This is a genomic window from Janthinobacterium lividum, from assembly GCF_034424625.1.
Lineage (GTDB): Bacteria > Pseudomonadota > Gammaproteobacteria > Burkholderiales > Burkholderiaceae_D > Janthinobacterium > Janthinobacterium lividum.
In genome coordinates this window covers 4,425,522-4,449,698 of record NZ_CP139976.1, presented here as the reverse complement: position 1 = coordinate 4,449,698, position 24,177 = coordinate 4,425,522, and the positions used below count along the sequence as shown (strand labels likewise).

Here is a 24,177-nt window from a genome sequence, read left to right as displayed (position 1 = left end):
TGTTGCTGTCAAAACGGCGCACCCATGGTGCCATGGATTGCTGCGGGGAACCAGTGTCTATAAACGACTATTTAAAAAATAACATGCTTTTCCAATATTGTTTGCTGGAATGGAAGCAGGCCGCAGAATCTGCGGCGTGATGCGCCCTTCAGAGGGCGCCAGGCCCGATCAGGGAGGTCACGGTGAGCCGTGTCTTGTCGACATCGCCGCCGTCGGGGTGATAAATCCACAATGCCTCGTTGTCGCGGCTGTCGATGAACAGGATGCGCGTATTTTCCTCGCCGATGGCCAGGCAAGCCGCCAGCTCCGCAGGACTGAACGGTGCTGCCTGCTTCGAGCCGGCTCCCGCCGCTTGCGCCAGGGCCTGGGCAAAGCCTGCCAGTTGCCTGACTGCCAGATAGCTTGTTCCATCCACATCGACCTTTTTGCACAGCTCGTCCAGGCTGTACAGCGTGAAAGGATCTTCATCGCTGCAAATCGCCACCTCGCGACGCGATTTTCCACTGTGGAGGTGATCGAGATAGGCCGGGGGCAGGGCCACTTTTTCCCTGGCCAGCAATTTGTCCAGCTGCTTGCCGCTTTTCTTCGCGACCCTGGCAGCCTTGGGCGCGGCAGCTTCGCAAGCCTGCGCTGTCCAGGCGACCGGATTGAACTGGAACATCCTTGTACATGCGGGGCAGTGCAGGAACATGAACGTCATCTTTTTGGCAACGGCCGTCGTTAAGAACGCGCCATCCGACGCTGCCATTGCGCTGGGGGCGAATGAGTGCCCGCAGTCGCCATCGTAGGGGCAAGTGATCGCTGTCATGGTTCAGATTGGTGTCGCATTGAAGTAGTGTTCCATACGCAAAACGATCTCCTCTTTTTCTTGCGGATAAGATGCCTTGGGGTTTCTTTCCCAGTAGGCAATGCCTTCGTGCAAGGCCCACAAGGCTTTTTCCTGCTTGCCGGCCATCAGATAAAAATCGCAGGCCCTGGCATGCGAGCCTTGCGCTTCGACCAGGGCCAGGGCCGCATTTTCCCAGTTGGACCGTTGGTCGAGCCAGGGAATGGCGAACTCCAGCAGATTGTCCCGCAGGCAGGCCATGACTGTTGTCCGATGGGAGGGATCGACGAGCTGGTGTTCCTTGTCCTCCTTGCCATCGATGACAGGGAATTGCCAGTTTCTGATATTCCAGTCGGCCACATCGCCAACGATATTGTTGGCAGGTTCGTGAGCGTAACGCGCCTTGTGCCACGATGTATAGGATCTGGACGAAACCTGATAGTGGCTCCAGAATGCCACGCAGAGATGCTCTTCGTTATGGCGGTTGGCCTGGAAATGGATGGCCTGGACGAATTCGTTCTGCGTGCGCTTGAAGGTCAGCTGGCTTGGCGAGAACTTGAAGCCTGCTGCGCTCAGCGGCTCCAGCAAGAACGCTTCGATATGGGCGATGATCAGCGCTTTTGGCTTCATTGCGTTTCCTGGCATGGGTTGCTTGCGCCGCCTTGCTGTCAACATGCTGTCCAAACGGCGCTGCCATGTTGCCACAGATCAGTGCCAGCGCACCTTGCGGCGGGCAATCGTGCGAGGGACAACCTGCCGCTATTTTTCCTGCACGCTTCCGGGGGCTGCGTGCTGGCCAGGCAGCCTGGCCACCACCTTGATCTCGAACTGGAAACCATACAGCCACGTCACGCCCACGGCCGTCACCGTCGGGTGCGGCGCCTGGCCCCAGTACCCGGCCTGCACGATATCCCAGATGCGCTGGAAGTTGGCCTGCGGGTCGACGATGAAGATGGTCACGTCCTGTACATCGTCGAAGGTACAGCCGGCCGCTTGCAAGATGGCGTTCAGGTTGTCGAACGCACGCCGGACCTGGGCGTCGAGTCCGGGTTCGGGCGTGCCGTCTTCGCGGCTGCCGACCTGGCCGGAGACGAACAGCAGGCCGTTGGCGCGCACGGCCGGGGAATAGCGGTTCTGTTCATACAGGGCTTGGCGGCCCGGAGGGAATACGACGTCGCGTTTCATCAGCTTTCCTTTGTTGATGCAGCGAAGTTGCTGCCTGGAGAACACTTTATCTGCTGCCAGTCAGCTGATAAAGCGGCCAGAATCGCCTGCACTGTTTGTATAATCCAAACAATCGAATGGCGGAGGTGTAGATGGACAGGTTTGATGCGATGAAGGCTTTCGTGCGGGTGGTCGAGACGGGCAGTTTTACGCGGGCGGCCGCGACCTTGCACATGAGCCGCACCACGGTGACGCAGCTGGTGCAGCAGCTCGAGGCGCGGCTGCGCCTGAAGCTGCTGAACCGCACCACGCGCAAGGTCAATGTAACGGCCGATGGCGCCGCCTATTACGAGCGCATCGTGCAGGTGCTCGACACCCTGGAAGAAATCGAAACGAGCTTGCCGCACGCCGCCGCCTTGCCGCGGGGCCAGTTGCGGGTGGACGTGCCCAGTCCGTTCGCCGCTTTGCTGCTGGTGCCGGCGCTGCCCGGGTTCCATGCGCGGTATCCCGATATCGTGCTCGACATGGGCGCCAGCGACCGCATGGTCGACGTGATCGGCGAGAATGTCGATTGCGTGATACGCGGCGGTGATATCACCGACCAGTCGCTGATGGCGCGCAAGCTCGCCGACTTGCCGCTGGGCGTGTATGCGGCGCCCGCCTATCTGCAGCGGGTGGGCACGCCCTTGCATCCGCTGGACTTGCAGGACGGCGCGCACCGCATCGTGCGCTTTCGCTGGGCCAGCAGCGGCAACGGCTTTCCGTACGTGATGCACCGCGAGGGCCAGAGCGTCAAGATCCATGGCCAGTACGTGCTGTCGATCGACGACGGCAACGCCTACCTGGCGGCCGGGGTGGCGGGGCTGGGCGTGCTGTGGCTGCCCGACTACATGGCGCGGCCGCACGTGGCCAGGGGCGAGCTGCTGCCGCTGTTCCCCGCATGGACGGTCGATGCCATGCCGCTCCATCTGGCCTATCCACCGAACCGCCATGTCAGCAAGAAACTGCGCGTCTTTATCGACTGGGTGGCCGAACTGATGGCCCGGCATCCCGCCCCCGCTGTCACTGTCACCGTCACGGCAACTGATTGACCCACACGGGCGCCGACCAGACGATGTTGCCATCGTGCTGCACCAGCCGCGCGTAATAGAAATGGGGGCCGGGCGCGGGCGTGAGGGTGAGCTCGGCCTGGTCAGACACTTGTGTGACGGACCCGTTGCCGCCCGGCACACCGTGGAAGATGGCGACAGCGGCCGCTTGCCGCCCCGCGCTGTTGCTGAAATGGGTGGCCAGGTGCAAGGGGCCATGGTTGTCGAAACGCTCGCCCATCAGCTTGCCGTTGGCCGTGAACAGCAGCTGCGCATGCTTGTCCATGGTGGCAAACACGCGGCGCGCGCGCAGCGCTTCGAGGAAGCTGTCGCGTGAAACAGGCATGCCGGCGGCCGGGCTGCTCACCAGCACGGCCGTGCGGTTGCCATACGACGCGCCCCAATTGGCGCAGTGGTTGTCCTGGTTGCTGCTGAAGGCCAGGTGGTAGCCGGCCGACAGGGCACGGTTGCAGGCGGCCTCGTAATTGCTGCGCCGCGTCTCCGTTTCCTGGTCGTTGGTGGAAAACGCGGACGTGTTCATGACTTCGCACAGCACCATGGCCGCGTCGCCATCCGGCGTGTAGCCCAGCGGCTGGCCATTGACGAGAAACTGGCCCGTTTGGGCCGGGTGGTTGAACTGGCCGACCCAGCCCCGTTCGCGCATCAGCGCGTACAGGCCAGCGTAATCGCCCTTCGGCGTTTCCACGTCGGCCAGCAGCTCGCCCAGGGCATTCCGTTCCCAGCCCAGCAGCTGCTCGCTATTGAGGATATTCACATGGCCGCCCTTGTTGATGACGCCCCATTCCATGCCGTACAGGGCCAGGAAGCCGGGGTGGGCGGCGGTATACGCGGCCGCTTCGGCCAGCCCCGTCTGGTACAAGGCTGTCGCTTCGGCAGCGGTGGCGGCTGGGTTGGTGCCGTCGGAACCGTCATACATATGGTTGTGCTCGGATGTCAGCAGGGCGTCGAGCCCATGTTGCTGCGCATACTTGTAGGCATCGATGGGGCCGAAGGGCGCCGTTTGCGGATCCTGCGCGCCATGGCAGGCGTCGAGCGCCGCGCCGCCGTCGCTGTGGCGCGTCTGGCTGTGCAGGTTGGCGTAGACGATGCGGTAGCCGGGCTGGCCTTCCAGGCTGGGCAGTTGTTGCAAGCCGGCCTGGAAGGCGGGCACCGTGGGCGCGGTGCCGCTGCGCCGCAGCACCTGGATCGGCCATTGCTGCTCCACCTTCGTTTCCTGCGGCGTGCCCGCATCGGCCACGGCAAGCAGGCGCAACTGATACAAGCCGTCTGGCGCCAGCCCCCGCCGTTTGGGCGCTTCGGCGTCGGCGCGGCCATCCCAGGGCAAGGTGACACTCTTGCCGCCGGCACCTACCTGTTGCGTGCCCGACCAGCGCCGCAGCACGGCGCCTTGCGGCCCCGGGCCGGACAAGGTCAATGTCCAGCGCACCGCATGGGTGCGGCCTTCGCCCGGATAGGCGAGGTGCACGACAAATGCACGCGCCTGCGTTGCCCGCTCGCCGCGCGCGGCGTGGAAGGGCGCGGCGACGGTGGCATCGAGTTCGCTGTGTTCCTTCGGCTCTTGCGCGGCGGCAGTGTTACTCCACGTAATGAGCAGCAGCCCTGCACCCACGCCAGCCAGCCATGGCGGCCGTAGCCAGCGCAATGTCTTGACCATCGTGGCCTCCCGTACTGCTTCAGATGGCAGTTAGACAAGATATGCCATCGCTGGTTCCCGCATGCACCAGCAAGTGGCATGCTTGCACCGTGATTGGCCATGATCTGGCGCAAAGCCGGTGTGAATGATGCTGCGTGCCCGTCAGGCAAGCTGGCACGGCACTTGCTAAACAGAAGGTACGGATCAACGGCGATCCCCTGAATAAACGCACAACGGTCCAACGACGGACCACATGGACAACGGCGTCCGCCCAGGCTGATTTTTCTCATCGGCGGGGGCGGACGCCGTTTTGTTTTATCAACGGGATATTTCGGGAACCTATCATGGCCAGCCAAAAAGCAACGAGCATCGCGCTCTTCTCCCTCGCCACGCCGCCCATGCGCGCATTCCACCTGACGTGGATGGCATTTTTCGTGTGTTTCTTCGCCTGGTTCGCCTGCGCCCCCTTGATGCCGGTCATCAAGGGCGAGTTCGGCCTTTCCTTGGCACAAGTGGCGAACATCAATATCGCGGCCGTCGCCATCACCATCCTCGTACGCCTGATCGTGGGACCCTTGTGCGACCGCTACGGCCCGCGCAAGACCTACACGGGCTTGCTGCTGCTGGGTGCCATTCCCGTGCTGGGCGTGGCCGCCTCGCAAAGCTATGAAAGCTTTCTGTTCTTCCGCCTGGGCATCGGCGCCGTCGGCGCCAGCTTTGTCATCACGCAATATCACACCTCCGTGATGTTTGCGCCCCGCGTGGTGGGCACGGCGAATGCGGCGGCAGCCGGCTGGGGCAATGCGGGCGGCGGCGCGGCGCAGGCGCTGATGCCCTTGCTGCTCGGTGCCGTGCTGATGCTGGGCGTGTCCGAATCGATGGGCTGGCGCGTGGCCCTGCTGGTGCCGGGCGTGCTGATGCTGGTGATGGCTGCCCTCTACTGGCGCTATACGCAGGATTGCCCGGAAGGTAATTACGCGGACTTGCGTAAGGCTGGCGTGGCTATTGAGGGTGGAAAGAAAGGTGGCTGGGACAGCTTCAAGGCCGCCAGCAGCAATTATCGCGTGTGGCTGCTGTTCGTCACCTACGGCGCCTGCTTCGGCATCGAAATCTTCATCCACAACATCGCCGCCGTGTACTACGTCGACCATTTCGGCCTGTCGCTGAAATCGGCCGGCCTGGCCGCCGGCAGCTTCGGCTTGCTGGCCCTGTTCGCCCGCGCCTTGGGCGGCTGGATGTCGGATAAATTGGCCCTGCGCGGCAACCTGAACAGCCGCGTCACCCTGCTGTTCATGCTGATGATCGGCGAAGGCGTGGGCCTGCTGTGGTTTGCCAAGGTCGACAGCGTCACGTACGCCGTCATCGCCATGCTGGTCTTCGGCCTGTTCACCCACATGGCGTGCGGCGCGACCTATGCGCTGGTGCCTTTCATCGACAGCCGTGCCCTGGGTGGCGTGGCCGGCATCATCGGCGCCGGCGGCAATGTGGGCGCCGTGGCGGCCGGTTTCCTGATGAAGGGCACGGGCGACATCCGCCAGACCCTGATCATCCTCAGCGCGCTGGTGGTGATCTCGGCCCTGTGCGCCATCGCCGTGCGCTTTACCCGCGAAGCGGCTGAACCAAACATGGCCGCGGCCTGAGGAGAGAACAATGAACCACCCCCTGAACATCGTCGTCCTTGGCCATGGCATGGTCGGACACAAATTCCTCGAACGCCTGGCGCTGGAGAACAACACGCGCCTGTCCGTGACGGTCTTGTGCGAAGAGCCGCGCCCCGCCTACGACAGGGTGCACCTGTCCGAATTTTTCAGCGGAAAATCGGCCGAGGACCTGTCGCTGGTGGCGCCCGGCTTCTTCGACAAGGGCAACGTCGTCCTGAAGCTCAATGCGCGCGCCGTGTCCATCGACCGCGCGGCGAAAACCGTCACCGCCAGCACGGGTGAAGTGCTGGGCTACGACAAGCTGGTGTTCGCCACCGGCTCCACGCCGTTCGTGCCGCCGCTGCCGGGCAAGGAGCGCGATGGCTGCTTCGTCTACCGCACCATCGAAGACCTGGAAGCCATGCTGGCCTGGGGCGGAAAGTCAAAAACGGGCGTGGTGATCGGCGGGGGATTGCTGGGTCTCGAATGCGCGAAGGCATTGAGGGATTTGAAGCTGGACACCCACGTGGTGGAATTCGCGCCGCGCCTGATGGCCGTGCAGGTCGATGAAGGCGGCGCGCGCGTCCTGCGCCGCAAGATCGAGGAACTGGGCGTGACCGTGCACACGCAAAAGAACACCCTGGCCATCGTCGACGGCGAAGCGGCCACGCACCGCATGCAGTTCGCCGACGGCAGCCACCTGGAAGCGGACATGATCGTCTTCTCGGCCGGCATCCGCCCGCGCGACGAACTGGCGCGCGCCTGCGGCCTGGACGTGGGACCACGGGGCGGCATCGCCATCGACGACAGCTGCGTCACGTCCGACCCGGACATCTACGCGATCGGCGAATGCGCGCTGTGGGGCGGCCTGGTGTTCGGCCTGGTGGCGCCCGGCTATGAAATGGCGCGCATCGCGGCGCGCCACGTGCTGCAGGAAGAGGGCGAAGCCTCGTTCAAGGGCGCCGACATGAGCACCAAGCTCAAACTGATGGGCGTGGACGTGGCCAGCCTGGGCGACCCGCACGGCAATGCGCCGGGCAGCCGCTCCTACCAGTTCATGGATGAACGCAAGCAGATCTACAAGAAGATCGTCGTTTCCGATTGCGGCAAATACCTGCTGGGCGGCGTGATGGTGGGCGACGCCAGCGAGTACGGCACCTTGCTGCAGATGATGCTCAATAAAATCGAGCTGCCGGCATCTCCCGAGTTCCTGATCCTGCCGCAGGCCGACGGCCAGCAAAAGGCGGGCCTGGGCGTGGATGCCTTGCCCGAGTCGGCGCAAATCTGCTCGTGCAATGACGTGTCGAAAGGCGCGCTGTGCACGGCCGTCGCCGATGGCGCCACCACCATCGGCGCCTTAAAATCCTGCACGAAAGCGGGCACCGCGTGCGGCGGCTGCGTGCCGCTGGTGACGCAGATCATGAAGGCGGAAATGCAGAAGCAGGGCCTGGCCGTCAACAACCACGTGTGCGAACACTTTGCGTACTCGCGCCAGGAATTGCACCACCTGGTGCGCGTGGGGAAAATCCGCAGCTTCGGCGCGCTGCTGTCCGCGCATGGCCAGGGTTTGGGTTGCGACGTGTGCAAGCCCGTGGCGGCGAACATCCTGGCATCGTGCTGGAACGATTTCGTGCTGTCTCCCGTGCACGCCAGCCTGCAGGACAGCAACGATTATTTTCTCGGCAATATCCAGAAGGATGGCACGTATTCCGTCGTGCCGCGCATGCCGGGCGGCGAAGTGACGGCCGACGGCCTGATCGCCGTGGGCATGGTGGCGAAAAAATACGGTCTCTACACGAAAATCACGGGCGGCCAGCGGGTCGACCTGTTCGGCGCGCGCGTCGACCAGTTGCCGGCCATCTGGGAAGAACTGATCGCGGCCGGCTTCGAGTCGGGCCACGCCTACGGCAAGTCGCTGCGCACGGTGAAATCGTGCGTCGGCTCCACCTGGTGCCGCTATGGCGTGGCCGACAGCTTGGGGTTTGCGATCCAGCTGGAAAACCGCTACAAGGGCCTGCGCACGCCGCACAAGATCAAGTTCGGCGTCTCCGGTTGCACGCGCGAATGCGCCGAGGCGCAGGGCAAGGACATCGGCCTGATCGCCACGGAAAAGGGCTGGAACCTGTACGTGTGCGGCAATGGCGGCATGAAGCCGCGCCATGCGGAGTTGCTGGCGTCCGACCTCGATGAAGCCACCCTGGTGCGCTATGTCGACCGCTTCCTGATGTTTTACGTGCGCACCGCCGACCGCCTGCAGCGCACCAGCGTGTGGCGCGACAATCTCGAAGGGGGCCTCGATTACCTGAAAGCCGTCGTCGTGGCCGACCGCCTGGGCATCGCCCACGAGCTGGAAGCGGACATGCAGCACGTGGTCGATACGTATGCCTGCGAGTGGAAGGAAGCCGTTTCCAACCCCGCCGTGCGCCAGCGCTTCCGCCATTTCGTCAACAGCGACAAAGGCGATGAAAACGTGGTGTTCGTCGAAGAGCGGGGCCAGATCCGGCCCGCTACCGAGATGGAACGCCGCAGCACCGTGATCCCCATCCTTGCCGTGGAGGCTTGAGCCATGAACGCGATGAATGAACTTTCCGGCGCCACCGCCGATAACTGGGTAGCCATCTGTCCCTTGACCGACATCGTGCCCGACACGGGCGTGTGCGCGCTGCTCGGTGGCCGCCACGTGGCCGTGTTCCGCGTCGGCGATGCCGCGCCGCGCGTGTACGCCATCGACAATGTCGACCCGAATGCGGGCGCCTCGGTGCTGTCGCGGGGCCTGGTGGGCAGCATCGGCGAGCGCGTCGTGGTGGCGTCGCCCATCTACAAGCAGCACTTCGACCTGGCCAGCGGCGAGTGCATCGAAGCGCCCGAGCATTCGGTGGCCACCTGGCCGGCGCGCGTGTTCGCGGACATGGTGTGGGTGGCTCTGTGAACCCGCCCCGGCGTCCCGCGCTGGTGGTGGTCGGTAACGGCATGGCCGGCATGCGCACGGTAGAGGAACTCTTGAAACTCGCGCCGGACCTGTACGACATCACCGTGTTCGGCGCCGAGCCGCACGGCAATTACAACCGCATCCTGCTGTCTCCCGTGCTGGCCGGCGAAAAAAGCGTGGACGACATCATGCTGCATACGCGCGACTGGTATGCGCAAAACGGCATCACCCTGCACGCGGGAGACCCCGTCGTGCGCATCGACCGCAAGGCGCGCACCGTGCAGTCGCTGTCCGGCATCACGGTTGCCTATGACCGCCTGCTGCTGGCCACCGGTTCCACGCCCTTCATCGTGCCCGTGCCGGGCCATGCGCTGCCCGGCGTGATCGGCTTTCGCGACATCAGCGACGTCGATACCATGCTGCAGGCGGCGCGCACGCACCGCCACGCGGTGGTCATCGGCGGCGGTTTGCTGGGGCTGGAAGCGGCCAACGGCTTGCAGCGCCAGGGCATGGACGTCACGGTCGTGCACATGAGCGGCGCCCTGATGAACCAGCAGCTCGATGCGCCCGCATCGATGCTGCTGAAATCGGCGCTGGAAGCGCGCGGCCTGCGTTTTCTGATGCACGCGCAAACGTCCGCCATCATGGGCAGCGCCCGCGTGGAAGGCGTGCAGTTTGCGGACGGCAGCAGCATCCCCGCCGACCTGGTGGTGATGACGGCCGGCGTGCGCCCCAACATCGCCCTGGCGCAAGCGGCCGGCCTGCACTGCGAACGGGCCATCGTCGTCGACGACTGCCTGCAAAGCTACGACCCGCGCGTGTACGCCGTGGGCGAATGCGTGCAGCACCGGCGCGCCACCTTCGGCCTGGTCGCGCCCATCTGGGAACAGGCGCGCGTGTGCGGCGCGCACCTGGCCGGCGCGGGACACCGCCGCTACGTGCAGCAGGCCAGCGCCACCAAACTGAAAGTGACGGGCATCGACCTGTACTCGGCCGGCGACATTATCGGCGGCGAGGGCAGCGAAGACCTGGTGCTGCGCGACCCGCGCCGCGGCGTCTACAAGCGGCTGGTGGTGCAGGGCAGCCGCCTGGCCGGCGCCGTGCTGTATGGCGACGTGCAGGACGGTCCCTGGTATTTCGACCTGATCCAGCAGCGCCGCGACATCAGCAAACTGCGCACCCATTTATTGTTTGGCCAGGCGCTGTGCGCCCAGGCCGCCTGACAGCGACCAACAGGATACTTTCATGACTAGCTGCATGCCCGTGAAAACCACTTGCCCGTATTGCGGCGTCGGCTGCGGCGTGGAAGCGACACGCCTTCCCGACGGCGCCATCCGCATCGCCGGCGATAGCGGCCACCCGGCCAACCTGGGCAAGCTGTGCGTGAAAGGCTCGGCCCTGGGCGACACCCTGGACCTCGACAAGCGCCTGCTGCATCCGCAGGTGCGTGTCGATGGCGTGCTGCAGCGCGCATCCTGGGATGCCGCGCTGGACCAGGTGGCCGGCGGCTTGCGCGCCATCATCGCCGAGCACGGCCCCGACGCCGTCGCCCTGTATGTCTCGGGCCAGCTGCTGACGGAAGACTATTACATCGCCAACAAATTCATGAAGGGCTATGTGGGCAGCGCGAATATCGACACCAATTCGCGCCTGTGCATGTCGTCGGCCGTGGCGGGCCACAAGCGCGCGTTCGGCGAGGATATCGTGCCGGGCTGCTATGAAGACCTGGAACTGGCCGACATGGTGGTGCTGGTGGGCTCGAACACGGCCTGGTGCCACCCGATCCTGTTCCAGCGCATCACACGTATCAAGGAAAGCCGGCCGCACATGAAACTGGTGGTGATCGACCCGCGCCGCACGGCCACCTGCGAGCTGGCCGATTTGCACCTGCCCGTGAAGCCGGGCACCGACGTGTGGCTGTTCAACGGCTTGCTGTGTTACCTGGCACGCGAAGGCGCGATCGATGACGCTTTCGTCACGCGGCACAGTGCGGGACTGGACGACGCGCTGGCGGCCGCCCACGTGGATTGCGGCGACCCCTTGCAGGTGGCGGCCATCTGCAAGGTCGACCCGCACGCCTTGCTGGCGTTTTACCAGGCATTTGCCGCCACGCGCAAGGTCGTCACGGCGTTTTCGCAGGGCGTGAACCAGTCGTCCTCCGGCACGGACAAGGTCAACAGCATCATCAACTGCCATCTGGCGACGGGGCGCATCGGCCAGCCCGGCATGGGGCCGTTCTCCCTCACGGGCCAGCCAAACGCCATGGGCGGGCGCGAAGTGGGCGGCCTGGCCAACATGCTGGCGGCGCACCTGGAGCTGGACAAGCCGCTGCACCGCGAAGCCGTGCAAACCTTCTGGGGCTCCCCGCGCATGGCAAGCAAGCCTGGCCTGAAGGCGGTGGAACTGTTCCACGCGATCGAATCCGGGAAGGTCAAGGCCGTGTGGGTCATCGCCACCAATCCGCTGGTCAGCATGCCGGACGCCGACCAGGTGCGCCGCGCGCTGGCCAAATGCGAACTGGTGGTGGTGTCGGACATCAGCGCCGGGTCGGACACGAATGCCCATGCCGACGTGCTGCTGCCGGCCCTGGGCTGGGGAGAGAAGGATGGCACGGTGACCAATTCCGAGCGCCGCATCTCGCGCCAGCGGGCGTTTTTGCCGGCGCCCGGCGAGGCGCGCGCCGACTGGGACGTGCTGTGCGACGTGGCACGGCGCATGGGCCATGCCGGCTTCGATTTCACGTCGCCGCAGGCCATCTTCGACGAACACGCGCGCCTGTCCGCCTTCCGCAACGCGGGAGACACGGCGCGCCTGTTCAACCTGGGCCACCTGGCTGGCCTGGATGCGGCGCGCTATGACGCCCTGGCGCCGCAGCAGTGGCCGCAGGGCCAGGCGAGGTTGTTCGGCGACGGCCGTTTCGCGCATGCGGACGGGCGCGCGCGCTTCATTCCCACGGCGCCGCGCGCGCCGCGCAACATGCCCGACGAGGACTATCCGCTGATCCTCAACACGGGCCGGGTGCGCGACCAGTGGCACACGATGACGCGCACGGGCAAGGCGGCGAAACTGTCGGGCCACATCGCCGAAGCCTTCATCGACATCCACCCGCAGGATGCGCTGCTGTACAGCGTGCGCGAAGGCGAGCTGGCGCGCATTTCCAGCGCCTGGGGCGCGATGGTGGCGCGGGTGGTGCATGGCGGCGGCATCGCGCGCGGCCAGGTCTTCGTGCCGATACACTGGAGCGACGCCAATGCGTCCGATGCGCGCGTGGGCGCCGTCGTCAACCCCGTCGTCGATCCTGTCTCGGGCGAGCCGGAATTCAAGCACACGCCCGTGCGCATCGAGCAGTTCCGCGTGCACTGGCATGCGTTTGTCCTGAGCCGCACGCCCTTGAACCTCGACGGCGTGGCGCACTGGACGCGCATCCAGGGCGAGCAGTTCCTGCGCTACGAACTGGCCGGCCGCCAGCGCATCGAAGACCTGGGCGCCTGGGCGCGCGCGCTGCTGGGCGTCACGGACGACAATGCCGACTGGCTCGATTATGCGGACGCCAGTGCCGGCGTGTACCGCGCCGTGCACCTGGACGAGGGGCGTATCGCGCAATGCGTGTATGTCTCGCCGCGTCCCGACCTGCCGTCGCGCAGCTGGCTGGCGGGCCTGTTTGCGCACGCGCAAATGGATGCGGCCGACCGCGCTGGCGTGCTGCTGGGGCAGCCCATCGGCAAGGGCGTGGACGCGGGGCCCACCGTGTGTTCGTGCTTTGGCGTGGGACGCAATACCATTTGCGCGGCCATCGTGGAACAGCAGTTGACGACGACGGCGCAGGTGACGGCCTGCGTCAAGGCGGGCGGCAATTGCGGCTCCTGCGTGCCGGAGATACGACAATTGCTGCTTGAGACGCGCAGCGCTGCCTGATAATCTGTCCTTTCCTGCGCGGCTTTGTTATATTGCCAGCTCTACAAGAGGAGAGGCAGTGTGATGACAGCAGGACAACACGACACGGTCTGGCTGACGGGCTTGAGCGGCGCCGGCAAGTCCAGCATCGCCGATGCGCTGGCGCGCCGGCTCAAGGCGCAGGGCCGCGCCGTGGCGCTGCTCGACGGCGACCAGCTGCGCCATGGCTTGAACCGCGACCTGGGGTTTACGCCCGAAGACCGGCATGAAAACATCCGCCGCACGGCCGAAGTGGCGCGCCTGATGAACGGAGGGGGGCTGACCGTCATCGCCGCCCTTATTTCGCCGTATCGCGCCGACCGGGCCATGGCCGCCGCCATCATCGGCACGGCGCATTTCATCGAAGTCCACGTCAGCACGCCGCTGGCCGTGTGCGAGGCGCGCGATCCGAAAGGCCTGTATGAAAAGGCGCGCGCGGGGCAGCTGGTGCAATTCACGGGCATTTCCGCCCCTTACGAAGCGCCGCTGGCGGCCGCGCTGACCCTGGATACGGGCACCCTGGCGCTGGACGAGTCGGTCGAGCGCCTGTACCGGTATTTGCAGCGGCGGACGTGACGGCATGACGGCGACAAGAGGGACATTGCGTCAGTGGCTGCGCCGGCGCCTGCCCGCCAGCCTGAAGGCGCGCATGAGCGTGGTCGTCTTCCTGCTCGTGCTGGGCGCGGTGGCTTCGCTGGCGCTGGCCACCCTGGCCGTGGCCGAACGCGGCATGCGCGACGTGATGGGACGCCAGCAGTACGTATCGCTGGCCAGCGCCGCCGTCTTCATCGACGAGGAACTCGACGCGAAGCGCAATGTGCTGCGCGCGATGGCAGACAGCCTGGCGGCCGGCGGCGCGCACGACGGCGCCAGCCTGCAGCGTTTCCTGACTGCGCAAACGGTGCTGGGCAAGGAGTTTTATTCGGCCGGCGTGGTCGGCATCGACGGCGTTGTCCTGGCCAGCGTGAGTCCCTTCAAGCCGCAGGCGGGGCTGAACGTGAAGGGCCGTCCGTACTTTGAACAGACGCTGGCGACGCGGCGCTCGGTGATTTCCGCGCCGCTGAACGGCAGTATTTCCGGCATGCCCATCGTGGTGGTGACGCAGCCCGTGTTCGACGCGCAGGGCGGCGTGCGCTATGTGCTGGCGGCCAGCGTCAACCTGCGCCAGCCCGATTTCCTGGGCCGTCTGGGCGCCCTCAAGCCGGGGCAGGGCGGCTATCTGTACATCATGACCAGCGAAGGCGTCATCGTCGAGCATCCCGACAAGTCGCGCATCATGCAGCATATCGAAGCCCATGGCCCCGTCAGCGTGCCCACGCGGCGCGCCATGCAGGGCTACGAGGGCTGGCTGACGGGCACCACCACGCAAGGCGTCGATGCCCTGTTCGCCTACCACCGCATCGCCTCGACGGGCTGGATACTGGCGTCCGTGTATCCCATGCGCGACGCGTTCGCGCCGCTGCATGCCATCCGCAGCAAGATCCTGCTGGCCGCCGTGCTGCTGGCGGCGCTGGCGGGCCTGGCCGGCTGGCGCGTGGTGCTGCGCCTGCTGCTGCCGCTTGAGCGCTTGCGCCGCCAGGTGCACCAGATCCGCCGCCAGCGCCTGGGCATCGAGGCGCTGCAAATCGAGCGGCGCGACGAGATCGGCGACTTGAGCCGCGACTTTTACTCGCTGGTGGCCGAGCGCGAAATCGCCGAGGCGCAGACGCGCGACAGCGAGCGGCGCCTGAAGCTGCTGACGGACCACGTGCCCGTGGTGATCGTCTATATCGACCGCGAGCACCGCTACCAGTTCATCAACGCGACGTTTGAAAAATGGTTCGGCAGGTCGCAGCAGGAAAGCCTGATGCAGTCGATCCGCGACGTGCTGGGCGAGGAAGCGTACCAGCTGCGCGAGCAATACCTGCGGCGCGCCTTCGCGGGCGAGGAGGTGGAATATGAATTCACCATCGGCGGCGAGGGGGACGCCGGCCGGCGCGCCTTCCAGACCAGCTACGTGCCCGACGTGGGCGAGAGCGGCACGGTGGAAGGCGTGTATGGCCTGATTCATGAAATCACCAAGACCAAGGCGATGCACACGGCGCTGCAGTTTGCCGCCGCCACCGACACCCTGACGGGCATCGCCAACCGCCGCCGCTTCGACGAGCAGCTAGCGCAAAGCATGCAGCGCACGCGGGCTGCGCGCGCGCCGATGGCGCTGGCCTATCTCGATATCGACCGTTTCAAGGCCATCAACGACAGCCTGGGCCACAAGGCGGGCGACGAGGTGCTGAAGGAATTCGCTTCGCGCCTGATGCGCAGCGTGCGCGCCAGCGACCTGGTGGCGCGCCTGGCCGGCGATGAATTCGTGATCATTCTCGAAGGCGTGAACGGCGCTGCCGAAGTGCGCCACGTGGGCGCCAAGATCATCGACGCCATCCGCCAGCCCTTCGAACTGGCCAGCGGCCCGCTGCCGGTGACGACCAGCATCGGCATCGCCATCTTCCGCGAGGGCGCGCTGACGGCGGCGCAGTTGCTGGACCTGGCCGACCAGGCCCTGTATGCCGCCAAGGGGCAGGGCCGCGATGGCGTGGCGCTGCTCGAGGCAGCGCCCTGAGTATTACAGGGAGGCAGTCCAGTGGTCGAGCTGCTGCGTGGTAGCCGTCACGCCGCCGCACACGATGACCAGCACATTGCGGTAGGGCGCCAGTTCCGGCGCCTTGCCGTAGACGGCCGCCAGCGCCGCGCCGCAGGCCGGCTCCACCACGAGGCGCTGGTCGGTGATGAAGCGCTGGCAGGCATCGACGGCGGCCTGGTCCGACACCACCACGCTGTGCAGCAGGCGCGTCTGGCTGATGGCGAATGCCTGCGCGCAGACCTGGCGCGCGGCCAGCGACGTGGCGATGCTGGTCACGGCCGGCAGGGTCACGTGTTCGCGCGCGGCCACGGCCGCCGCCAGCGAGGCCGCGCCTTGCGTTTCCACGGCCACCAGGGCCACGTCATCCCAGCCGTTGCGCTGCAAGCCTTCGGCCACGCCGGCCAGCAGGCCGCCGCCGCCCACCGACAGCACCACCGCGTCCGGCTTCAGGCCCGCGCGCGCCACTTCATCGACCATGCCGGCGTGGCCCTGCCACAGCAGCGGGTCGTCGAACGGATGCAAGAAGGCGTCCTGCGGCGTGAGCATCGACTGCGCCAGCGCGTTCGCTTCCTGCCATGCGGCGCCGTGCACGATGACTTCGGCGCCTTCCTGCGCGATCAGGGCCCTGGCCCGTTGGCTGGTCGTTTCCGGCACGACGACGATGACGGGAATGCCCAGCTGGCGTCCCGCATAGGCGACGGCGATGCCGGCATTGCCGCCGGAAGAGGAGATGAAACGGCTGGCGCCGCGCCGCGCGTATTCTTCGCAGGCGAGGCCGATGCCGCGGATCTTGAAGGAGCCTGGCGGCTGCAGGGCTTCGAGCTTGAGCCAGATGGCGCGTTCGCTGTGCAGGCTCAGGGCGCGTGAGTTGAGCAAGGGAGTTTCGATGTGCAGGGCCATGCGTGTTCCTGGTAGACAGTCAGGCCAGCATCATAGCCGAAGCGCCCGCGCCACCGTGTCACCCTTGCAGGGAGTGTTACTGCTGTTAATTCAGCGGGGCGCTCTTGAGCTGATGCGTGCGCGCCACTTCCTTCATCGCTTCGAGCAGGTCGTCGCGCAGCTGGCGCGGCAGCTTGCCGAAGAATTCCTCGTCGTTCTGGTCGGCCATCTCGGCCAGCACGGGCACCAGTGCCTCGCCTTCCGTGGTCAGTTCGATCGAGTGCTGGCGGCGGTCGGCCAGCAGGATGGACTTGCTGACCATGCCCTTGCTTTCCAGGCGGTCGATCAGTTTCGATACGGCGCCCTTGCTCATGCCGGACACTTGCGCCAGCACCGTGGGCGAGGTGCAGCCCAGGCGGAACATTTCGCGCAGCACCACCCATTCGGAGACCGTCACGCCATTGGCTTCGGCTTTTTTCTGGAAGCTGTGGGAAACGTGGTTGGAAACGAAACGCAGCCAGTAACCGAGGTGGGCTTCCAGCTCGCTGACGGGGACGCTGTTGGGATGGGCGGATTGCGGCATGGCGGCCGCTTCAAAATTATGGCTCATTTCTTTTCCTTCACTGGGCGGCGTTGCCGGCATGGTTAAGGCCTTCACGCTTGCTGTCGAGTGGTTTGTTTGGGAACAATCATCGTGCTTGAGATAGTTTTAACACTGTTTTCACAGGAAATCACTTACCGGCAAAGAGTTTTTCCTTTTTTCTTGCTCTGGAGAGATAAAAAAACAATATCAAGCAAATAATCGTATTGCCAGAGAGGAAGATTAAAAAAATAACTCATGTTGCATCAATGGTAACAGCATTTTTGCCGAATTGATAAATATTTCATATCATTCGGTGCGCTTGCCCACACACGGCGTATTGCCCACGCGACAGTGCGGGGTTTTCTTGCAGAAATGCGGCCCGCTCAGGCCAGCACCACCTTCACGCCCGCGTCGCGCAATACTTCGGCAAAGCGGGGCGGTGGCGGCGCATCTGTAAACAAGATGTCGATTTGCGCCAGGTCGGCCAGGCGCACCAGCGCCTTGCGGCCGAATTTATGCTGGTCGGCCACCAGCCACACTTCGCGCGACTGCTCGATGATGGCTTGCGCCACCTTCACTTCGCGCGCGTCGAAGTCGCGCAGGCTGCCGTCTTCGTCGATGCTGGAAATGCCGATGATGCCGATGTCGACCTTGAACTGGCGGATGAAGTCGATGGTGGCTTCGCCGACGATGCCGCGGTCGCGCCCGCGCACCACGCCGCCGGCCACGATGACTTCGCAGGCGGCGTTGTCGGCCAGGATGGCGGCCACGTTCAGGTTGTTCGTCACCACGTGCAAGCCCGTGTGCCGGCCCAGCGCGCGCGCCACTTCCTCGGTCGTCGTGCCGATATTGATCAGCAGCGAACAGCCGTGCGGCACCTGCGCGGCGACGGCGGTGGCGATGCGCCGCTTGGCGTCGCTGTTGAACACCTGCCGCTGGCTGTAATCGATATTTTCCACGGACGAGGGCAAGCCGACGCCGCCGTGGTAGCGGGCCAGCAGGCGCGCTTCTTCCATCTGCTTGACGTCGCGGCGCACGGTTTGCGGCGTCACGCCCAGCTGCTGGGCCAGCTCTTCGACGGACATGGTGACCTTCTGGCGCACCACTTCGAGCAGGCGGCGCTGGCGGGGATTCAAAATCATGGATTTGTCTCTTTAAAAATCATAAACGAACAGAAACGAACAAATAGTGATGAAAATATGTTGCTATGAGTTCGCATTCTGGCGTATCTTATTCATATTGCATGCGTATTACCAGATGGTGATCTTAACGACAGTCGCCGGCGATGCCTAGTCTTTCCTCGCCAGCGTGTCCCCGACATACACGGAGTCCCGATGACCGCAGCACAGCAAGGTGTGGAGACAGCGATGGCATGCGACGTGCTGGTGGTGGGCGGCGGCATCAATGGCGCCGGCATCGCGCGCGATGCGGCCGGGCGGGGCTTGTCCGTGGTGCTGTGCGAAAAGGACGACCTGGCCGCGCACACCTCATCCGCATCGACCAAGCTGATACACGGCGGCCTGCGCTACCTCGAATACTATGAATTCGGCCTCGTGCGCAAGGCGCTGATCGAGCGCGAAGTGCTGCTGCGCTCGGCGCCGCACATCATGTGGCCGCTGCGCTTCGTCATGCCGCATGCGCAGGGCCAGCGTCCCGCCTGGCTGATACGCGCCGGCCTGTTCCTCTACGACATGCTGGCGAAGCGGGAAATCCTGCCGGGCTCCAGCGGCATCGACCTGACGCGCCACGCGGCCGGCAAACCGTTAAAACCCGAGTTCAAGCGCGGCTTCGTGTATTCCGACGGCTGGGTCGACGATGCGCGCCTGGTGGTGCTGAACGCCATCGATGCGGCTGACAATGGTGCGCATGTGCTGACGCAGACGCGCTGCACGGCCCTGTGGCGCGACGGCGCGGGTGCGGACGCTTCTTGGCAGGCGACTCTGTTGCGGGGCGACGGGCGTGAGTTGTCCGTGTGCGCGCGCAGCGTCGTCAATGCGGCCGGGCCGTGGACGGCCGAATTCCTGCAGCAGGCGGCGCCCGGCGGACAGGGCCGGCATTTGCGCCTGATCAAGGGCAGCCATATCGTCGTCAAGCGCCTGTTTGAGCATGATCACGCGTATATCTTCCAGCATCCGGACGGGCGCATCGTGTTTGCCATTCCGTATGAACACGATTTCACCCTGATCGGCACCACCGACCTCGACTATCACGGCGACAGCGGCAAGGTGGAAATCAACGACGAGGAAATTCGTTACTTGTGCGAGCTTTCCAGTTACTATTTCAGCAAGCCCATTGTGCCTGCCGATGTGGTGTGGACGTATGCGGGCGTGCGCCCGCTGGTGGAAGACGCGGCGGCCGATGCCAAGGCCGTCACGCGCGATTACCGCTTCGAACTGGACCAGGAAGGTGCGCCGCTGCTCAGTGTTTTCGGCGGCAAGATCACCACCTTCCGCAAGCTGGCCGAGGAAGCGCTCGATGTGCTGGAGCCGTTACTGGTGCCCGAGCCGGGCAAGCGGCGGCGGGCCTGGACGGAGCAGGCTTGCCTGCCCGGCGGCGATGTGTTCGGCAGCACGCCGCAGAACCGCTCCGTGCGCGAGTTCGGCCAGTTCGTGCAAGGCTTGCAGCGCGAGTATGCGTGGCTGCCGGCGGCGCTGGTGGCGCGCTATGCGCGCGCCTACGGCACGCGCATCCACGTGCTGCTCGAGGGCAGGGCGGACGTGGCGGCCATGGGCGAGGAAATCGCCGCCGGCCTGTACGCGGCGGAAGTCGACTATTTGCGGCGCCATGAATGGGCCGTCAGCGCGGCCGACATCCTGTGGCGGCGCTCCAAGCTGGGTCTGCACCTGCCGCGCGAGACGGCGGACAGGCTCGATGCCTGGCTGTTGCAGCATCCGCTTTTGCCGTAAGCACAACACGTTGGCGACCGCGCCCCGCAGAGGGTGCGGCGAAGAATAAGAAACCATCACTGGAGGAGAAGCGCGTGCAACTGGTACTGGACAAGATCAGCAGGAAGCAGGGGGCTGACGACTTTTTATATCCGATGTCGCTGGCCTTGGTGCCGGGCGCCATCAACGTCTTGCTGGGCACCACGCGTGCCGGCAAGACGACCCTGATGCGCGTGATGGCGGGCCTGGACAAGCCCAGCGGGGGCACCGTGACGGCCGATGGCGTCGACGTGACGGGCGTGCCCGTCAGCCGCCGCAACCTGGCCATGGTGTACCAGCAATTCATCAATTATCCGGCCTTCACCGTCTACGACAATATCGCCTCGCCCTTGCGCCTGCGCAAGGTGCCCGAGGAGCAGATACGCACGAAAGTGCTGGCGCTGGCCGAGCGCCTGCATATCACGCCGTACCTGCAGCGCACGCCCGGGGAACTGTCGGGCGGGCAGCAGCAGCGCACGGCGCTGGGGCGCGCGCTGATCAAGGATGCATCCCTGCTGCTGCTCGACGAGCCATTGGTGAACCTTGACTACAAGCTGCGCGAGGAATTGCGCCGCGAATTGACGGAACTGTTTTCCAGCGGTAGCACGACGGTCGTGTACGCGACCACGGAGCCGCTGGAAGCGCTGCAGCTGGGCGGCCACGTTGCCGTGCTGCATGAGGGACGCCTGCTGCAGCAGGGGCCGACCCTGGACGTTTTCAATGCCCCCAATTCCATCGATGTAGCGCGCACCTTCAGCGACCCGCCCATCAACCTGATCCCCGCGCGCGTGGATGCGCACGGCGTGGCGCAGGCGGCGGATGGCCTGTCGATACACTTGAGCGGTGCGCAGCGCGCCCGCCTGGGCGACAGTACGGAGGTGATCCTCGGGGTGCGCGCGCACAGCCTGCATCTGTCTCCCCAGTCCGATGGCGACGTGCCCATTGCGGCGCAGGTGGACCTGGCGGAAATCAGCGGCTCGGAAACCTATGTGCATGCGCGCCGCGGCGAGCTGGCCCTGGTGGCGCAGCTGGGCGGCGTGCACAACCTGGAGATCGGCAGCGCCTGCACCGTGTATTGCCAGCCGCATGCCTTGCTGATCTTCGCGCAAGACGGCGGGTTGCTGTTTGCACCGGGAGGAGCTTGACATGGCGCGCATCGAACTGGTCGACCTGGCCCACGCCTACAAACCGAACCCGACGGCGCCAAGCGACTACGCGCTGCGGCCCATGAGCATGGAATGGCATGACGGCGGCGCGTACGCCTTGCTGGGACCGTCCGGCTGCGGCAAGACGACCTTGCTCAATATCATTTCCGGCCTGGTGAAACCGTCGCATGGCAAGGTGCTGTTCGACGGCAAGGACGTGACGCAGCTGCCCACTGAGGCGCGGAATATCGCGCAAGTGTTCCAGTTTCCCGTCATCTACGACACCATGACCGTGCACGACAACCTGGCGTTTCCGTTGCGCAATCGCGGCTGGAAAGAGATCGAAGTCAAAAAGCGCGTGCAGCAGGTGGCGCAGATGCTGGAATTGACGGGCGACCTGAAATTGCGCGCCAGCGGCTTGTCCGTGGACGCCAAGCAAAAGATTTCGCTGGGGCGGGGCCTCGTGCGTCCCGACGTGGCGGCCGTGCTGTTCGACGAACCGCTGACGGTGATCGACCCGCATTTGAAATGGCTGTTGCGTAGGAAACTCAAGGAAATCCACCACGAACTGAAATTGTCCTTGATCTACGTCACGCACGACCAGGTGGAAGCGCTGACCTTTGCCGACCAGGTGGTCGTCATGACGCAGGGCGAAGTGGTGCAGACGGGCAGCGCGCAAGCCCTGTTCGAGGAACCCGAGCACACCTTTGTCGGCTATTTCATCGGCAATCCGGGCATGAACTTGCTCGATTGCACCCTGGACGATGGCGGCGTGCGCGTGGCGGGGCAGCTACTGGCCGTGTCCGCCGCCGCGCGCGCGGCGCTGTCGGGTGCGCAAGGAAAAATCACGCTGGGCGTGCGGCCCGAATTCGTCGAGTGCGTCAAGGCGTACCCGGGAGAAGAGGGGGGCGACCACTGCCTGGACGCCACGGTCACGGCCGTGCGCAACATGGGTACGCATTACCTGGCGGAATTCCAGCTGGGTGGCGCGACGGTGGCGGCCAAGCTGCGGGCCATCGATGCCGTCGCGGGAGATGCCGTGCGGCTGCGCTTTCCGCCGCAACGCACCTTGTTCTATGTCAACGATAAGCGGGTGGCCTGATGATACATAACGGTAAAACCGATAACAACCGCCGCGCCTGGCTATTGATCCTGCCCGTGCTGCTGTGCGTGGCCTTTTCCGCCATCCTGCCGCTGATGACGGTGGTGAACTATTCCGTGCAGGATATTCTGAGCCCCACGCAAAAGGTCTTCGTGGGCACCGAGTGGTTCCGCATGGTCATGCTGGACGGCGACTTGCACAGCGCCTTGCTGCGCCAGCTGCTGTTTTCCGGCTCCGTGCTGGCGATCCAGATTCCGCTGGGCATTCTGATTGCCCTGTGCATGCCGGCCGATGGCTGGAAGGCGTCGCTGGCGCTGGTGCTGATCGCGCTGCCCTTGCTGATTCCCTGGAACGTGGTGGGCACCATCTGGCAAATCTTTGGCCGCGGCGACATCGGCCTGATGGGCTACACCCTGAACCAGCTGGGCTTAGCCTACAATTACAACGGCAATTCGCTCGACGCGTGGCTGACGGTGATGGTGATGGATATCTGGCACTGGACGCCCCTGGTCGTACTGCTGTGCTATGCGGGCTTGCGCGCCATTCCCGACGCGTATTACCAGGCCGCGCGCATCGACGGCGCCTCGCGCCTGGCCGTGTTCCGCTACATCCAGCTACCGAAACTGCGCAATGTGCTGATGATCGCCGTGTTGCTGCGCTTCATGGACAGTTTCATGATCTATACGGAACCGTTCGTGCTGACGGGCGGCGGGCCGGGCAATGCCACCACGTTCCTGTCGCAATACCTGACGCAAAAGGCCGTCGGCCAGTTCGACCTGGGGCCGGCCTCGGCCTTCTCACTGATCTATTTCCTCATCATCCTGCTGTTCTGCTTTGTGCTGTACACGTGGATGCAGAGAGTCGGCACGGGAGACCAGAAATGATGCACAAGAAAATGAGCAGCACCATCCTCGTGGTCTTTTTGCTGGGCTCCTTGCTGCCCATCTACTGGATGCTCAATATGTCGCTCAAGACCAACGAGGAAATCGTCGGCGTGTTGAGCCTGTGGCCCCAGCAATTGACGTTCGCCAACTACCACACGATTTTCACGGACCGATCCTGGTACAGCGGCTATATCAATTCCATGATTTACGTGGCCTTGAACATGGTGATGTCCGTCACGGTCGCCTTGCCGGCCGCGTATGCTTTTTCGCGTTATAACTTCGTGGGTGACAAGCATTTGTTCTTCTGGCTGCTGACCAACCGCATGACGCCGCCCGCTGTCTTCCTCGTGCCTTTCTTCCAGCTGTATTCGACGGTGGGCCTGATGGATACGCACCTGGCCGTGGCGCTCGCGCACATGGTCTTCAACGTGCCGCTGGCCGTGTGGATACTGGAAGGCTTCATGTCCGGCGTGCCGAAGGAAATCGACGAGACGGCGTATATCGACGGCTACAGCTTCCCGCGCTTCTTCATCCGCATTTTCTTGCCAATGATCAAGTCGGGCGTGGGCGTGACGGCCTTCTTCTGCTTCATGTTCAGCTGGGTGGAACTGTTATTGGCCCGCACCTTGACGTCTGTCAATGCCAAGCCGATTGCCGCCACCATGACGCGCACCGTCTCGGCGGCCGGCATGGACTGGGGCGTGCTGGCGGCGGCCGGCGTGCTGACCATCGTGCCCGGCGCGCTGGTGATCTGGTTCGTGCGGCATTACATTGCCAAGGGTTTCGCGATGGGGAGGGTGTGACATGGA

The 24,177-nt window shown here is 64.7% G+C and carries 19 protein-coding genes and 1 pseudogene; 13 read left to right on the top strand and 7 right to left on the bottom strand.

Annotated elements, in window-relative coordinates; all coding sequences use genetic code 11:
* Positions 1–148 precede the first annotated feature (148 nt).
* From U0004_RS20165 to U0004_RS20155, 3 genes are all read right to left on the bottom strand, one after another.
* Positions 149–808, bottom strand: a complete 660-nt coding sequence (locus tag U0004_RS20165) for a hypothetical protein (protein ID WP_147284983.1) — start codon at positions 806–808, stop codon at positions 149–151.
* A 3-nt stretch (positions 809–811) separates the two neighbouring features.
* The gene (locus tag U0004_RS20160) at positions 812–1,456 is read right to left on the bottom strand and encodes a DUF4304 domain-containing protein (RefSeq protein WP_070256588.1); all 645 of its coding nucleotides are present in this window, start codon (positions 1,454–1,456) and stop codon (positions 812–814) included.
* Between the two features lie 129 nt (positions 1,457–1,585).
* Positions 1,586–2,014, bottom strand: a complete 429-nt coding sequence (locus tag U0004_RS20155; RefSeq protein ID WP_070256643.1) for a RidA family protein — start codon at positions 2,012–2,014, stop codon at positions 1,586–1,588.
* 128 nt (positions 2,015–2,142) lie between these two features.
* Between U0004_RS20155 and U0004_RS20150 the strand changes: the two genes are divergently transcribed.
* Positions 2,143–3,081: a LysR family transcriptional regulator gene (locus U0004_RS20150; protein WP_070256589.1), complete on the top strand. Its 939-nt coding sequence runs from the start codon at positions 2,143–2,145 to the stop codon at positions 3,079–3,081.
* Here the strand turns inward: U0004_RS20150 and U0004_RS20145 are convergent.
* Positions 3,065–4,753 (bottom strand): CehA/McbA family metallohydrolase, encoded by a 1,689-nt coding sequence (locus tag U0004_RS20145; protein ID WP_070256590.1) that lies wholly within the window; start codon positions 4,751–4,753, stop codon positions 3,065–3,067. The genes U0004_RS20150 and U0004_RS20145 overlap by 17 nt on opposite strands.
* Positions 4,754–5,076: 323 nt before the next feature.
* Here U0004_RS20145 and U0004_RS20140 point away from each other — a divergent pair, with 323 nt between their 5' ends.
* From U0004_RS20140 to U0004_RS20110, 7 genes and pseudogenes are all read left to right on the top strand, one after another.
* Complete coding sequence (locus tag U0004_RS20140; RefSeq protein WP_070256591.1) at positions 5,077–6,372, top strand: MFS transporter; 1,296 nt, start codon at positions 5,077–5,079, stop codon at positions 6,370–6,372.
* Between the two features lie 10 nt (positions 6,373–6,382).
* A complete protein-coding gene (gene nirB, locus U0004_RS20135; protein WP_070256592.1) occupies positions 6,383–8,935 on the top strand; it encodes a nitrite reductase large subunit NirB in 2,553 nt (850 codons plus the stop codon).
* Positions 8,936–8,947: 12 nt separating this feature from the next.
* Positions 8,948–9,301, top strand: a complete 354-nt coding sequence (nirD, locus tag U0004_RS20130) for a nitrite reductase small subunit NirD (protein ID WP_070256593.1) — start codon at positions 8,948–8,950, stop codon at positions 9,299–9,301.
* Positions 9,298–10,524, top strand: coding sequence for an NAD(P)/FAD-dependent oxidoreductase (locus tag U0004_RS20125; protein ID WP_071653678.1), 1,227 nt, complete (start codon positions 9,298–9,300; stop codon positions 10,522–10,524). Before nirD ends, U0004_RS20125 begins: the two co-directional genes overlap by 4 nt.
* A gap of 22 nt (positions 10,525–10,546) precedes the next feature.
* Positions 10,547–13,216 (top strand): nitrate reductase, encoded by a 2,670-nt coding sequence (locus tag U0004_RS20120; protein ID WP_070256595.1) that lies wholly within the window; start codon positions 10,547–10,549, stop codon positions 13,214–13,216.
* Positions 13,217–13,300: 84 nt separating this feature from the next.
* Positions 13,301–13,810, top strand: a pseudogene (gene cysC / locus U0004_RS20115) (adenylyl-sulfate kinase); the annotation flags it as partial.
* Positions 13,811–13,814: 4 nt separating this feature from the next.
* Positions 13,815–15,830, top strand: coding sequence for a diguanylate cyclase domain-containing protein (locus U0004_RS20110; RefSeq protein ID WP_081345630.1), 2,016 nt, complete (start codon positions 13,815–13,817; stop codon positions 15,828–15,830).
* 3 nt (positions 15,831–15,833) lie between these two features.
* Here U0004_RS20110 and U0004_RS20105 read toward each other — a convergent pair whose 3' ends face one another.
* From U0004_RS20105 to U0004_RS20095, 3 genes are all read right to left on the bottom strand, one after another.
* Positions 15,834–16,751 (bottom strand): pyridoxal-phosphate dependent enzyme, encoded by a 918-nt coding sequence (locus U0004_RS20105; RefSeq protein ID WP_070256597.1) that lies wholly within the window; start codon positions 16,749–16,751, stop codon positions 15,834–15,836.
* Between the two features lie 85 nt (positions 16,752–16,836).
* Positions 16,837–17,340 (bottom strand): MarR family winged helix-turn-helix transcriptional regulator, encoded by a 504-nt coding sequence (locus tag U0004_RS20100; protein WP_052139937.1) that lies wholly within the window; start codon positions 17,338–17,340, stop codon positions 16,837–16,839.
* Positions 17,341–17,696: 356 nt separating this feature from the next.
* Complete coding sequence (locus U0004_RS20095; protein WP_174718104.1) at positions 17,697–18,455, bottom strand: DeoR/GlpR family DNA-binding transcription regulator; 759 nt, start codon at positions 18,453–18,455, stop codon at positions 17,697–17,699.
* A 192-nt stretch (positions 18,456–18,647) separates the two neighbouring features.
* Here U0004_RS20095 and glpD point away from each other — a divergent pair, with 192 nt between their 5' ends.
* From glpD to U0004_RS20070, 5 genes are all read left to right on the top strand, one after another.
* Entirely contained in the window at positions 18,648–20,219 is a 1,572-nt protein-coding gene (gene glpD, locus U0004_RS20090; RefSeq protein WP_070256598.1) for a glycerol-3-phosphate dehydrogenase, read from the top strand.
* A gap of 74 nt (positions 20,220–20,293) precedes the next feature.
* On the top strand, positions 20,294–21,382 hold the full coding sequence (locus U0004_RS20085) for an ABC transporter ATP-binding protein (protein WP_070256599.1): 1,089 nt from the start codon (positions 20,294–20,296) through the stop codon (positions 21,380–21,382).
* Position 21,383: 1 nt separating this feature from the next.
* Positions 21,384–22,484 carry an ABC transporter ATP-binding protein gene (locus U0004_RS20080; RefSeq protein ID WP_070256600.1) on the top strand — a complete coding sequence of 367 codons (1,101 nt, stop codon included), beginning with the start codon at positions 21,384–21,386 and terminating at the stop codon, positions 22,482–22,484.
* Positions 22,484–23,368: a carbohydrate ABC transporter permease gene (locus U0004_RS20075; RefSeq protein ID WP_070256601.1), complete on the top strand. Its 885-nt coding sequence runs from the start codon at positions 22,484–22,486 to the stop codon at positions 23,366–23,368. The genes U0004_RS20080 and U0004_RS20075 overlap by 1 nt, the downstream gene beginning before the upstream one ends.
* On the top strand, positions 23,365–24,171 hold the full coding sequence (locus U0004_RS20070) for a carbohydrate ABC transporter permease (RefSeq protein ID WP_070256602.1): 807 nt from the start codon (positions 23,365–23,367) through the stop codon (positions 24,169–24,171). The genes U0004_RS20075 and U0004_RS20070 overlap by 4 nt, the downstream gene beginning before the upstream one ends.
* Positions 24,172–24,177 lie beyond the last annotated feature (6 nt).